Annotated in this window: 8 protein-coding genes; 1 reads left to right on the forward strand and 7 read right to left on the reverse strand. The window is 38.3% G+C overall.

All coding sequences use genetic code 11. The annotated features are described in order from the left end of the window. Positions 1 to 67: 67 nt before the first annotated feature. Entirely contained in the window at positions 68 to 568 is a 501-nt protein-coding gene (locus tag MB14_RS01275; protein WP_062587853.1) for a DUF4293 domain-containing protein, read from the forward strand. 17 nt (positions 569 to 585) lie between these two features. Here the strand turns inward: MB14_RS01275 and MB14_RS01280 are convergent, their stop codons facing one another. From MB14_RS01280 to MB14_RS01310, 7 genes are all read right to left on the reverse strand, one after another. Then, the gene (locus MB14_RS01280; RefSeq protein ID WP_062587855.1) at positions 586 to 1,869 is read right to left on the reverse strand and encodes a DUF4249 domain-containing protein; all 1,284 of its coding nucleotides are present in this window, start codon (positions 1,867 to 1,869) and stop codon (positions 586 to 588) included. A gap of 46 nt (positions 1,870 to 1,915) precedes the next feature. Then, positions 1,916 to 3,169 carry a DUF4249 domain-containing protein gene (locus MB14_RS01285; RefSeq protein ID WP_172796093.1) on the reverse strand — a complete coding sequence of 418 codons (1,254 nt, stop codon included), beginning with the start codon at positions 3,167 to 3,169 and terminating at the stop codon, positions 1,916 to 1,918. Between the two features lie 97 nt (positions 3,170 to 3,266). Beyond that, on the reverse strand, positions 3,267 to 4,517 hold the full coding sequence (locus tag MB14_RS01290; protein WP_062587860.1) for a DUF4249 domain-containing protein: 1,251 nt from the start codon (positions 4,515 to 4,517) through the stop codon (positions 3,267 to 3,269). After that, entirely contained in the window at positions 4,504 to 6,726 is a 2,223-nt protein-coding gene (locus tag MB14_RS01295) for a hypothetical protein (protein WP_132644097.1), read from the reverse strand. The genes MB14_RS01290 and MB14_RS01295 overlap by 14 nt, the downstream gene beginning before the upstream one ends. Before the next feature lie 5 nt (positions 6,727 to 6,731). Further along, the gene (locus MB14_RS01300) at positions 6,732 to 9,524 is read right to left on the reverse strand and encodes a TonB-dependent receptor (RefSeq protein ID WP_062587864.1); all 2,793 of its coding nucleotides are present in this window, start codon (positions 9,522 to 9,524) and stop codon (positions 6,732 to 6,734) included. After that, on the reverse strand, positions 9,521 to 10,225 hold the full coding sequence (locus MB14_RS01305) for a hypothetical protein (RefSeq protein WP_062587866.1): 705 nt from the start codon (positions 10,223 to 10,225) through the stop codon (positions 9,521 to 9,523). The genes MB14_RS01300 and MB14_RS01305 overlap by 4 nt, the downstream gene beginning before the upstream one ends. Before the next feature lie 464 nt (positions 10,226 to 10,689). Beyond that, the gene (locus MB14_RS01310) at positions 10,690 to 13,737 is read right to left on the reverse strand and encodes an efflux RND transporter permease subunit (RefSeq protein ID WP_062587868.1); all 3,048 of its coding nucleotides are present in this window, start codon (positions 13,735 to 13,737) and stop codon (positions 10,690 to 10,692) included. Between the last annotated feature and the right edge of the window lie 3 nt (positions 13,738 to 13,740).

Raw genomic sequence — 13,740 nt, forward strand, 5'->3', positions numbered from 1 at the left:
TTCATGAATTAAATGGCTTCCAACTCAAAGTGATTTGGTTATATTTGCACCATAATTCAAAAAAGACATGATACAGCGAATTCAGAGCATTCTTTTATTAGGCGTTTCTATTTGTATGGGTATGGTTTTGGCCTTTTACATTTGGAGCGAAGTAAACCCTGAAACTTCAACGGGAATTTTATTTTCACCTATGGAAATGAAAGTAATTGACATGGGGGAAATGCCTCAAGATTCTTCTGACGATGTAATCACGCAAACTGAAAGTACTTGGTATTTAGCAGCATTGGCTGTTGCGGCTTCTTTAGTGGCTTTGTTTTCTATTTTCCAGTTCAATAATAGGTTAAACCAAATGAAATTGGGAGCACTTAACTCACTTTTAATGGTTAGTTATTTAGGTGTTTGCTTTTTTAAGGTAAACCAATTTGAAGAGATCGTAATGCCACAAGTGCAGGGCGGTTTTCACCTTGGCTTTATGTTGCCTGCTGGAGCCTTAATTTTAAATGCATTGGCCAACCGTTTTATTCGTAAAGACGAAAAATTGGTAAAGTCGGTAGATAGAATTAGGTAGCAGAAAACAGCAAAAGCCTATTGCCACCATTCTGGTTTTTCAAGACTACCTCTTTTTCTACAGTCAGAACAAAGGCGATGGGCAAGTAATTTCATTCCAGTTCCTTGCTCTATATCGTATAGTTCGTAAAGTTCCCTAATAGGAATCACTGCTCCTCTTTGGTCTTCGGGAAGATCTTCAGCCTCATAAAAAGTGTTTAATGAACCTTCAAATCCCATTTCAGAATATCTCTCACATGGTCTGACTACATATTCCAGAACTTCTTCATCCAATTCAGAAGGCCCTATATAGATTCTCTTGCTGCTTGCTCCTGAAACTTCAAAGTACCCAAGTACTTGCTCATCAGGAGTGTCTATTGATGAAACATTTCCTACAATAATACCTTGCTGCTTATCGAAAAGTGAACCATTGGATTCGTTGAAAAGTTTGATTTTCCTGTAATAACTATATGCCTCGGCACTGACTGCACGCTGCGTTATTTCAATAGAGTACATAGAGGTAACATCGAAATCAGACGCTGCTGAAAACCTAATTGGTATTTCGCGTAACTCGCCATTAGAACTACTGGCTGAGTTGGCCAGTATTAGATGATCGAAGCTGTTTTCTCTGTAGCATTCTTTAACGTCTTCGTTAAATGGAGAAATCACATAACCTGCCCAACCCGCAAACACGGCATCATACTTTTTAGTAAAAGGAACTATAACTTGATGGGCATCAGTCCATTCATAACGGTAGAACTGCGTGCTTTGCTGTGCATCTTCTACATCAATAAAGAACTGAACCCCGGGTGTTGAAGTTGCCTTTTGCCCCGTTGATTCTATTACAAAACGATTATAAATTTCTGTGATTTCAGGCGCAGGTACGAGTTTTTCAACTGATGATTGATATTTTTTTCCTTCACGAGTAGTAATAAAAAGCGTGTAGCTTTTTCCCGCTTCTCCAGCAAAGGTGGCTGAAGAAAGGTAATTACCTGAACTTTGTTCTGTAAAGTATGTACGAACCCCCAGATTATCTTCTACCCAAACGGTGGCGCCTGTTGCGGCATTGAATGTATCATCTACATCTCCATCGATGGGCGAGGTGTAAAATAAACGTACTTCATGGGCTTTTGCCTGATCAGAAATATTGGCATCTACCACCAGTAGTTTTTCATATGTAAAAGAGGTCGTATCTATTTCTTCAATGCAGGAGGTTGCAAAAAACACCAATAACATTAAGTAAATGCGAGTCAATGCCCCTTTCCTTCTGACTCTCAACCTCTTTCTCATTTTCTTTAAATCATGTAAGATTGGAAGTGCCATATTGAAATAACTCTACATTGAAAAACTACATTTCTTTCAATTCATATTATTGCCACCATTCTGGTTTTTCGAGGCTACCTCTATGTCTACAGTCTATACAAAGGCGGTGGGCAAGAAACTTCGTGTCATTAAGTGGGTCATAATCATAAACTTCATAAAAAGCTCGTTTTACCAGTTCGTCTCCCAACAACATCTCTGGAACGCCATTGGCTTTATAAAATGAATTCAGGTCTCCTTCAAACTCTAGGACATCATACTCTTCACAAGTGCGAACTACATAGTCCATTACTTTTTCATCTAACTGAAAAGGCTCTAGAAAGACTCTTTTGCTGCTCGCTCCAGAAACCTCAAAATAACCCAATACTTTTTCGTCTGGTGAATCCATTGATAAAATATTCCCCACAATTGCACCATGCTGTTTATCAAACAATGAACCATTGGATTCATTAAACAGTTCTATTTTTCGATAGTAACCATATGCCTGAACACTTATAGCCCGTTGAGTTACTTCAATAGAATATTTGGTAGTGACATCGAAATTGGACGCTTCTGAAAAGAAGATTGGAATTTCACGTAGTTCCCTATTACTGTTGCTAGCAGACGAGGCTAATACCACTTCATCAAATTTACTTTCTCTATAACATTCGCTTACATCAGTATTAAAGGGATCAAGAATATAAATGGGATCTGACATTCCACCAGGGTATATAATTGTTGTCTCATATTTTTTTGGAAAAGGAACTATAACTTGATGGGCATCAGTCCATTCATAACGATAAAACTGGGTGCTTTGACTGTCATCTTCTACATCAATAAAAAACTGAACCCCTGGGATGGAAATAGCTTCTTGACCAACAGGTTCAACAGCAAAACGATTATAAATCTCTGTGATTTCAGGCGCAGGTACAAGTTTTTCAACTGATGATTGATATTTTTTTCCTTCACGAGTAGTAATAAAAAGTGTATAACTTTTTCCTGCTTCTCCAGCAAAAGAGGCTGAAGAAAGGTAATTACCCGAACTTTGTTCTGTAAAGTATGTACGAACTCCCAGATTATCTTCTACCCAAACTGTGGAGCCTGTTGCAGCATTGAAGGTATCATCCACATCTCCATCGATGGGCGAGGTGTAAAACAAACGAACTTCATGGGCTTTTGCCTGATCAGAAATATTGGCATCTACCACCAGTAGTTTTTCATATGTAAAAGAGGTCGTATCTATTTCTTCAATGCAGGAGGTTGCAAAAAACACCAGCAACATTAAGTAAATGCGAGTCAATGCCCATTGTGTTATTCCTTTCATTCTGAACCTCTTTTCCATTTTCTTTAAATCATGTAAGACCGGAAGAGCCATATTGAAATAACTCTACATTGAATAACTACATTCCTTTCAATCCATATTATTGCCACCACTCTGGTTTTCCAAGACTACCTCTCTTTCTACAGTCTGCACAAAGGCGATGAGCCAAGAATTTAGTACCAGTATACTGATCGTAATCGTAAAGCTCATAAAGTTCACGTATAGGAATTACAGTACCTCTCAAATCTTCAGGAAGGTCGGTAGCTTCATAAAAGGTGGTCAATGATCCGTCAAAATCCATAGCTGAATATGTTTCGCAAGGCTTAGTTACATATTCATAAACTTCAGGATCTAACTCAAAAGGATCTAAAAAAACCCTTTTGCTACTTGCGCCAGCCACTTCGAAATAACCTAACACTTGCTCATCAGGAGAGTCAATAGACCGAATATTCCCTACAATTATACCTTGTTGCTTATCGAACAACGAACCGTTTGATTCGTTGAAGAGTTTAATTTTTCGGTAGTAGCTATAAGCCTGCGGGCTTATAGCTCGCTGTGTAATTTCAATAGAATACATGGTGGTGACATCGAAATCAGTAGCTGGAGAAAAACTAATTGGTATTTCACTCAACTCTCCATTAATATTCGTAGCTGATGTAGCCAGTATCAGCTCCTTAAATTGATTCTCTCTGTAACATTCCTGCACATCTTCATTAAAAGGAGTAATTCTATAGTACATAGCTAAGCCTACATAATACGGAGTGGCTTCCCACTTTTTGACAAAGGGAACCATTACTTGATGAGCATCAGTCCATTCGTATCTATAAAACTGAGTGCTTTGGTCTGCCTCTTTAACATCGATAAAAAACTGAACTCCAGGTGTAGCACCCCCCTCTTGGTCAGTTGATTCAATTGCAAAACGATTGTAGATGTCACTCACCTCTGGTGCTGCCACCAATTTTTCGAATGAGGATTGATAGCGCTTTCCTTCGTTGGTTGTAATAAACAGCGAATAGCTCCTGCCTGCCTCGCCAGCATAAGTGTCAGCGGTAAAATAAGCACCCGCACTTTGCTCATAGAGATCAATACGACTGCCAAGGTCATCTTCTATCCAAACTTCTGCTCCTGAAACTGCATTGAAAATATCATCTACGTCTCCATCTACTGGAGTAGTATAAGACAAACGTACTTCATGAGCTTTTGCTTGGTCAGATATATTGGCATCTACTACCAAAAGTTTATCATAAGTAAAAGAAGCTGTTTCTATCTCTTCAATACAAGAAGTAGTAGCAAACACCACCAACATTAACAACCAGAGTTTGGCTAATGTCTTGTAATTAACCTTTTTCATTCGTACGCTCTTTTACCTTGATTTTTTTAATTATTGAAACTGGAATTCCTTCTTCTGTAAAACCTTCAATCACCAATTCAAAATCCCCTTCTACATCTGAAGTGTTGAATTGAATTTGTTCTACTCCGTCTTCGGCTACCTCATATTCAGGCGCCCATAACAATTGAATTCTAGCGTCTGGAATTCTCAGGTCTTCTAAGTGGTTTCCTCCTGCAGTTTTTGGTTCTGCTTCAGGCGTCAACAAACTGAAAGCCATATGATTGTTTTTTATTTCAAAGCCTCCAAGGTTGCCCTCTATAGTTTTGAAACTTAGTACTCCATCTGCGATATAAGAGCCTAAAAAATAGCGTTTATTGGCTATGTCTACACTTTTTATTCTATATGGACTGAATTCTAATAAATCGGGGGCGTGAACCGGCACACCATCTAGCAACACCAATGACTCCAACTCAAAATCAAAATTTGAATCTAAATCGTAGACCACAAAACGTTTCACGCCACGTTTCTCTCTTACACCCGCCACAGAAATGTACTCTACTAAATGCTCTTTGAGAGTACGGAACCTTACATAATCATCGAATTCGTAATGAGCATTAAAGGCGCTCATTGTTGGTAAAATATTGTTTTCTGTTTCTGAAGAATCAACAAGAGGTGTGAAATAGGCGTTTTCTAGCTGGCTGATGATACTACGCTCTCTAATTTCTGCAAGTTGAGTTGTATCAATAATCACTGGAGAGAAATCCAACTGATGTTGCTTCTTAAAGTTATCGTTAATCTCAAAGGAATATTCGCTTTCAAACTCAGGCATGGTAAGGTGAGCATCCGTTTGCTTTCCTCGATTCATTGTTTGGTACTCGAGCAAAAATCGCCCCTCACTGTCTGTTCTTGCTACAGACATATTCAGAATTTTTTCACCGGTCAGGCTAAGTATAACATTTTTATTTTCCACAGAAGCTGAACCACTTTCTGCTTTCAAGACACCTTCAAGCAATTGATAACGGTACTCTGGTAAAAATGAAATGCTGGTAGGTAATTCTTTTTCGTCTATTTGATAAAAACTTGCTGCATTTTGTAGTTCAGTGTAATCAAGGTTTTCTGGTAAACTAAGGCCTTCTTTAGAGAAAGCCGCATACATTTGCGGTGTTTGGTTGCCATATGATTTACGAATAGAAACACTATAATTTCCTTTAGCGAGCTGTTGCTCAATTACGGCTGGCGATCGGGTTTCAAGAATAGTTGGTGATGTTTCTAAACCAAGTTTTGTATTGAACAAAGGAACCAAATAGCTTAACCTTCCTCGGCTATCTTTGAAAGAAACCCTTAAAACATCATAAGGTAATTCTGTTCTTTTTATTCTAATTGGGTAGGTACTCTGTACATCGCGCTCTAAAACTACGTTTCCTTGATGCTCAATGTAAAGCCTACCACCTTTCACATCACCATACGGCTTCAATTCAATTTCAGCATCACTATGCAAAATATTTAGCCCCACACCTGTGTCTGTAGCAGATGGCAGATCAAAGAACTTAAATCCTCCTTCAGGGTTTTCTATAAGCATTTGGTAAGACTTTCCCATTTCAGGGCTAATCTCAAAAGCGCCAAAGCCGTTGGCATCGCTATTAATATCTACTATTTGCTTTCCATCTTCGCTAATTACTCGGCCTTTCCTTATCAGCGGTTTATTGCCTTGGCTCACTTTAAAAACCACATTATTGGCAGCGTTTGCTATTAAAACACCTGAAACTGTATTAAAATCTACCGTTACATCTTCGGTTAAAACATCTGCATTTGTATGCCCTTTATATGGATTAATAAATACAAGTGGTGCTTGAGCTACATCATCGAAGTTTCGCATCCAGCGAGTGTAAGCCACAAGGTAATATTGACCAGTTTCCGTATTGGATGGAATAAAAAACTCTCCACTGGCCTTTCCATTTTCCAGCTGGTGTTTCCGCTGAAAAACAACTCCTCCTTCACCTATTAATTCAACATAAAGGTATTTACTAAGAGCCGAAGGTTTGTTTGTTGTATTACTTAAACAGAAAGTTGAATACTGAAGAGTTTCTCCAACAAGTAAATCGTGAGTATTAACATCGATAAACACTCGCTCTCTTACGTTTTCCGTTTGGGCAATAGTATTTATAGTGGCTACTAAAAACAGGGTAATTATAGCCAAAAATCGGTTTGTTCTTATGTGAGTTATTTTCATCTCCATCAGAATTTAAAGTTGTAAGAGATGGTCGGGATTGGCGAGCCAAATACAGATAGTTTATAGCCTTTTACTACCCCATCTTCTAAATCAAAGTAAAGAGAGAATGGGTTTTTCCTACCAACAAGATTATAAATTGAGACAGACCAGAAAGAGTGAGCCCCTTTAGTTATTCTATGCCCCCATTTTAAAGTAAAGCCCAAATCCATTCTGAAATAGTCTGGAATTCGGTATTCATTCCGGTTAGAATAGTTTAGAATTTCAACCCCGTTCAACTTATAAAGTCCTGTAGGGAAAGTAATAGGTCGGCCAGTGCTGTAAGCAAGGTTATACGATACAGTAAACCTTGACGTAATTTCATAGTTACTCACCAAATTGATGGTGTGCGGTTTGTCGTAATTGGTAGGGAAGAACTTGCCGTTATTGACCGTTTCCTCATCAAACTCTCCATCTAACTTTATAAAAGTACGTGCATATGAATAGTTAAACCAACCGTTCAATCGACCTGTGGATTTCTTCAAAGACAATTCTAAACCGTATGATTTTCCAGGGCCTTGAAGCGCAATAGATTCAATTCTATCATTTAATAGAAAATCAGCTCCTGTTTTAAAATCTAGCAGGTTATCTAATTTTTTCGCATATAATTCTAGTGAAGTTTCTAGTTCACTATTTAGGAAGTCTTCATAATAACCAAGCGATATTTGATCGCCAGTTTGAGGTTTTATATAACTGTTTGAAAGCCTCCAAATATCAGTGGGTGACAAGGATGAACTGTTAGATAGCGCGTGTAAATACTGCCTACTTTTATCGTAGCTGAGCTTTACAGAACGACTATCGCCTAGCATATACCTCGCGGCCAATCGTAACTCAGGGCCTTGATATGTTTTTATAAAGTCACCTTTTCCATGGATTATTTGACCAGTCTGGGTGTCGGCATTCTTAGGAGCATTTTCCAAATAAAGGCTGGTAACTCCTGGGCCTAAATATGTGAAAAAACTATATCGAAGACCATAATTAAAACTCAGCTTTTCATTGATTTCGTGCTTATCAGAAACATAGAGCCCCCCTTCAATTCCTTGTTCTGGACTTAGTTGAACCGCAGCGGCTATAGACTCTTCGCCAATAGGTGATTTAGAACCGGGGTTGATGTCATATCTTTTTGCTTCCAATCCAAAATTGAGCTGGTGAGCAGCCTGCAAATCCTTATTAATATCAAGTCTTGCTCCATACTCTTTTATTCCAAAATCTTGTCCAAAAGCATTTTTCACCAGCTGAGTTGACTCGAAGTCATACTCATATTTGCTGTATGTAGCTATTAGAGAAGCATCCATAGTTTCGTTTACTCTGTGTAGCCATTTGGCTGAAGCCATCTCATTGATATAAGAGAAATCAGAGAATGAAAACAGTGTATCGGAACTCAACCTAAAGTCATCTTTACTCAGGTAAGCCGAAAGTGACAATTTGTTTTCTTGATTGATTTCATGATCGTACTTAACTATAAAATCACTAAAAGAAACCTTGTTACCTTTGAAATCCGAATGGGCCACACTCTGAAGAATCCAATCAGAATAAGTAACCCTTCCACTGGCCAAAAGAGACGATTTACCTTCTATTATAGGAATTTCAGCCGTTACTCTAGATGTAATTGGTGACACCCCGCCTTCCACAACAAGTTTTTCTTTATTGGCTGTTTTGGCTGCGATTTCAAAAACTGATGACAATCTTCCTCCACGGCTGGCAGGAATACCGCTTTTGAAAATATCCATTCCCTGAAGGGCATCAGAGTTGAATACTGAAAAGAAGCCCATAAAGTGTGATGCATTATATACTGTAGCGCCTTCGAAAAGGAATAGGTTCTGATCAGACTTTCCTCCCCTAACATTAAACCCTGCTGCGCCTTCTCCTACAGTTTGAATACCAGCAAAGGTAGTGGCTACTTTTAAAATGTCTTTTTCACCCAAAACCACAGGCACTGTTCTAGACTGCTCTACATTGAGTCGCTCAACCCCCGTAGTTAATCGCTCAATATTGGCTCCTCTATTGGCTTCTACAATTACTTCATTCAAAGCAATTACATCTACATCCATTCCGATATTAAGCTGACCATCTGAAAAGAGAATAATATTTCTTCTGGCTCGTTTCATTCCTGTGAATTGCACTTGTAACTCGTGTTTTCCATTCGGAATATTCAAAGAATAAAATCCATCCTTGCCCGAAATTGACCCCTTATTTCCGTCTGGGGTATACACAAGCGCTCCTTCCACAGGTTCTCCAGTACTATTGTCTTTAATATAACCTACCAGCGTTGAATTACTTCCCGCTTTGAACTGGGCTCTACTTCCCACTTCAAAAACATAATTTTCTAGGTCTTTGCTGTTCTGTGTTTCGCCCTTAAACTCTTTGGTAAAAAGAAGCTCTTTTGCTTCATCTGCCTTTGGCTCTTCCTTTCGCTTATTCGCTTGAGCCAAAACATTACTAACTATTTCAGGTGTAGTAATAATGGTAATTCCGTTAGTTAAATATACTTTTTGCCCCTCCAAGTAAAAGCGTAAAGAAGTATTTTCAACAAGCTTGTTTAGTGCAGTTTCTAAAGGTGTTTGACTAAATACGCCAGTGAATTGCAACGAATCAATCCACTCTTTTTTGTAGAAAAAAGTATAAGCCAAGCTGGCTTCCATATCCAAAACAACCTTCTCAAATGGAGCACTTTCATAAGTTCCAGAAAAAGTTGGTTGATTTTGCTGGGCAAAGCCATTGAGGCTTAATACCAATAAGCTAATTGCGATTATTTTTCTCATTGGATAGAAAGGTTATCACAGTACTTGGCCAAGTGGATCAGGAAACTTTCCTTACCCATTCTATTTATTTCACGAGATTCTTGTGATCGCATAAACTTTTTTATATCCTTTTTGTGTGTTGGGAATTGTTTTAGATAAGACTTTTTATTCTTGATGCGCACCTTCTCATTATTAGTCAATAAATAGAGTTCATCCGTACGTGCATAGTCAAACTCACGGTTTTGGATAACCAAACGCTTTGAGCTTTCTTTAACAAGTGAAAGCTGTTCTCCCTCAAAGATTATCAGGTAGTAGCCTGTTGCGTCATTCTTTGGTTTAAATACTCCGGCAGGGGTTTTAACCCAGTTAACTAATTTTTGATCTAGGGTAATGGTTTGTTTATTCAATGGATGCGAGATGTACGCAAGCTGCTGCTCTATATCATACTTAATGCGAACATTATCGTAGCGCTGGTTATCATACATAATGCTGGCCTTCATCCAGTCCAGCGTATTCTCTGTAAAAAAAGCATTGACCTTTGGGCGTTGTGAAGCCAAACTAGCAAGTACTCCTGTCATCGGTTTAATATTTACCGAATCGAAACGTGTACTGTACCAAGAGTTTATATCTCCTTCTAAGTTAAAATCCTTTAGGCTGTATTGCTGTCCATACACCTTAATTTGAATAAGTATAAGGAGAGTTATAAGAGTAAGACGCTTCATAATGTAAGGCTAAAAAAAAACTGACCACTATTCATAATTTAATATTTTAACTACAAATATTTAAATAATAGAATCTGCCGCGCCAAATATATAAAAGATATAAGATCAATTGCAAGTATATTTATGAGGGCTCTATTAATTAATTACTTACTGGTATCTGTTGTTCAACAATCAAGACACCGCTTACCCTCAATAGGTTGCGTTAGGTGGGCATAATTTTCCATGATCGGCCTTATCTGTCTTTTTACAAACTTTGAATTCCTAGATAGATAAAAGCAAAACGCTAAACTTTAGATAGGTTACTTTCTAAGTCTAGATATTTTTCAACCCACTATTGAAAACTGAGCTTGAAGAGAACTAGAGAGAAATGCGAGCAACCCCAAAAGTTAGGAGAGTTTAAAAATGAATATTAAGCCCTTAGCTATAAAAAAACTGTTCGATAATTGATCGTTGTAACCGAAAACTTAATCTTTCTTCTTACTGATTACCCAATAAGAAAGTGGAACAAAGAAAAGGGCTGTAAAAGTACCGATTGTCAAACCGCCAATGACCGTGTAAACCAGCGGCCGCTGAAGGTCTGCACCAATTCCACTAGAGAAGACTACAGGCAACAATGCCAAAATGGTTGTAATCGAGGTCATTAATATAGGTTTTAGCCTTATTTGACCAGTTTTTGCTATGGCATTCTGTAATATTTGGCGTTTGGTATTTGTAGAATCGCTTAACGAAAACTCTTCCCTTAACCTGTTTATGGTATCAATTTTTAGAATGGCATCGTTCACCATAATTCCTAGCATTACAATTATACCAATGGCCGACATTACATTGAGCGTTCCTCCAGAAATCATTAATACCAAAAGCGCACCCGATATACCAAGTGGTAAAGTGAAAATGACAATTAAAGGTTGAACTAATGATTCGAACTGGGCGGCTAAAATGAAATAAAGGAGGAGTACAGAAATCATCAAAATGAAAATCAACTGCTGAAGGTTTTCTCGTCCTTGAAAATAAGCGCCATCAAAATCGACAGACAGACCGTATTGAGCTGCCTTTGCCGGCAATTGCGCTTGTAGCTTTTCAATAGAAGCATCATCAAGGTTCTCCCATTCTAAACTCTGATAGATCCCCGTTTTATCAGCGGTTACCGCCTTGATATCTTTAATGTACTCGAATTTAACAAAGCTCGAAAGCGGATACGATTGATTACCTCTTCCTTGTACGGATATGCCATTTAGTTTACTTCTAAAATCCTCTGATCCGCGTTGAATCCAAATTGGTGTCACCTCACCAAAACGTCTGATTTCAGTAACCATATAACCATCCAAAGCTTTTGAAAGTGCATCTTTCATGGCGTTTTCAGAAATACCATAAAAAGACAAAGCTTTATTATCAATCACGGCCTCCATAGACTCACCAAACTGAAAACCATTTCCAGGGCGCGGTGGCTCATTTACGATTTCTGCTACATCGTTTTCAAGCTTAGCAAGCATTTCTTCGTCAAGACGTTCATTACCAGAAAGTTGTTTCCACTTTACAATAAAGAATTTTTGATCTGAACTAAAAATTTGATCGAAAGCGTTTGGAGCATCCTCTACTTGAAAGGAAGCATTTCTATAGTTATTCGTTATAAAAGCCGTCAGTTTTTTCTCCAAATCTAATTTAGCATCGGTAGACTCAGACTTAAAATACACTTCAGCACTTTCAATAGAATTACTCTGTTCGGCCAATAAAAATTGCTTGAGCCCAATATCAGATTCGCTTTGAGTAGAACCAGCCGTTTTAGCTATGAGGTCTAACACTCTTCTTTTATTTTCCTCAGCATCTAGCGGTTCGTTCCATTGTATAGTTACCAAAGTTTCTGTTTTCTCGATGGCCGGCAAGCCCTCTTTATGAGCGCCTATAATCATAAAATAGGCCAGAGGAATTAAGGCAATCAGTAGAATAAGGCTTACGGTTTTAAATCGCCAAACCACACTAAAAATGGCTTTGTACAATTTCAAAATCCCTTTAAAAAAAAGACTATCTTCCTTTATTGGCCTTTTCAGATTTTCAAAAAACTTACGATAAAGCAATGGCAATAGCACGAAAGCTACCATTAATGATGTACCTAGGATAATGGCCACGGAAAGCGCCTGATCATAGAACAATGCTCCCGAAAGTCCATTAAGGAAAACTAAGGGAACGAATACTGCCAAGGTGGTCAATACAGAACTAATAAGTGGGGTCATTACTTCATTTACTCCTTGCACGCAGGCTTCAACTATATCTAATCCATCCTTCCTTTTTCTAGTAATGTTGTCGATCACAATAATTGAGTTATCGATCAGCATTCCTAAACCAAGCGCTAAGCCACTAAGTGAAATAATATTTACAGAAAGGCCAAAAGCATAGAAGAACAAAAAGCTTATCAGAAGTGAAATGGGAAGTGTAATTCCCATCATAATTGGCATGCGTACATTTCCCATAAAAAGGAAAAGTACTGCGAAGGCGAAGATGCCCCCATAGATAAGGCTGGTTTTTAAGTTATCGATTCCAGCATTGAGCAAAATTGATTGATCTTGAGTAAGCTCAAAGTTCGTTTGCGGATAATCCTTTTTAAACTCCTCCACTGCTTCATAAAGCAATGGTGTCAATTCCGTCATTTTGGCCTTGGCCTGCTTATGAACGGTTACCACCAAGCCCTCTTCTTGATTACTCAAGTGATAGCCCTGCCTTTTATCGGACTGAAACTTAACTTCAGCAATTGCACTTAACTTAATTACATCGCCTTCTCTATTGATAATTGGAAGTTGTTCAATCTCATCAATATTATCTAAGCGGTTGGCAATTCGGACAAAATATCGATACTGACCATCCTTTACCGAAAGTCTACCTAAATCGCGATTGGCACCCTGTAAAACCTGATCAATTTGTTGTTCGGAAAGACCAAGTGCTCTTATCTTGTCTAAATCTGGTGTAATGCTTATGAACTGACCTTGAAAACCGTTAACGTCTACAATGGACACCCCACTAATTTGCTCTATTCTTTTCTTTAAAACTCGGTCGGTTAGTTCTGAGGTTTGTGTGTAGTCACTTCCTTCTTTAGGAATTACCTGAATTCTAGCAATTGGAATGTCTGAAGTATTGATTCGTACCACTTGTGGCCTATCCATATCGCGCGGCAGATTTTCCTGAAGCCTATCAATTTTTTCATTGATCTCGATATAGGCCAAGTCCATTCTAGTGCCAAACTCAAATTGCAACTTGAGCATTCCCGTTTCACTATTAGCAATACTTTCAACAGACTTTAGGTTATTTAGCGTGTTTAGCGAAGTACGGATTGGGCTGAGGATGCTATTCTCAATAATACTAGGCGGGTTATTAGGATAGTTTACCTTAACTATAATAGCAGGCACTTCAATATTGGGTAATAAAGAAACCGGCAACCTTTGTAAGGCTAAAAAGCTAAAAAACAAAAAGCCTATAAAGCTGAGGAATACCGCAACAGGTCGATTGATCAGAAATTTAACCATCGC

It is taken from the genome of Roseivirga ehrenbergii (assembly GCF_001593005.1).
Classification (GTDB): domain Bacteria; phylum Bacteroidota; class Bacteroidia; order Cytophagales; family Cyclobacteriaceae; genus Roseivirga; species Roseivirga ehrenbergii.

What these genes read in the sequence shown, in the direction of transcription:
- MB14_RS01275 (WP_062587853.1), top strand. Translation starts at nt 68, where the DNA reads ATGATACAGCGAATTCAGAGCATTCTTTTATTAGGCGTTTCTATTTGT.
- MB14_RS01280 (WP_062587855.1), bottom strand. Translation starts at nt 1,869, where the DNA reads ATGGCACTTCCAATCTTACATGATTTAAAGAAAATGAGAAAGAGGTTG.
- MB14_RS01285 (WP_172796093.1), bottom strand. Translation starts at nt 3,169, where the DNA reads ATGAAAGGAATAACACAATGGGCATTGACTCGCATTTACTTAATGTTG.
- MB14_RS01290 (WP_062587860.1), bottom strand. Translation starts at nt 4,517, where the DNA reads ATGAAAAAGGTTAATTACAAGACATTAGCCAAACTCTGGTTGTTAATG.
- MB14_RS01295 (WP_132644097.1), bottom strand. Translation starts at nt 6,726, where the DNA reads ATGAAAATAACTCACATAAGAACAAACCGATTTTTGGCTATAATTACC.
- MB14_RS01300 (WP_062587864.1), bottom strand. Translation starts at nt 9,524, where the DNA reads ATGAGAAAAATAATCGCAATTAGCTTATTGGTATTAAGCCTCAATGGC.
- MB14_RS01305 (WP_062587866.1), bottom strand. Translation starts at nt 10,225, where the DNA reads ATGAAGCGTCTTACTCTTATAACTCTCCTTATACTTATTCAAATTAAG.
- MB14_RS01310 (WP_062587868.1), bottom strand. Translation starts at nt 13,737, where the DNA reads ATGGTTAAATTTCTGATCAATCGACCTGTTGCGGTATTCCTCAGCTTT.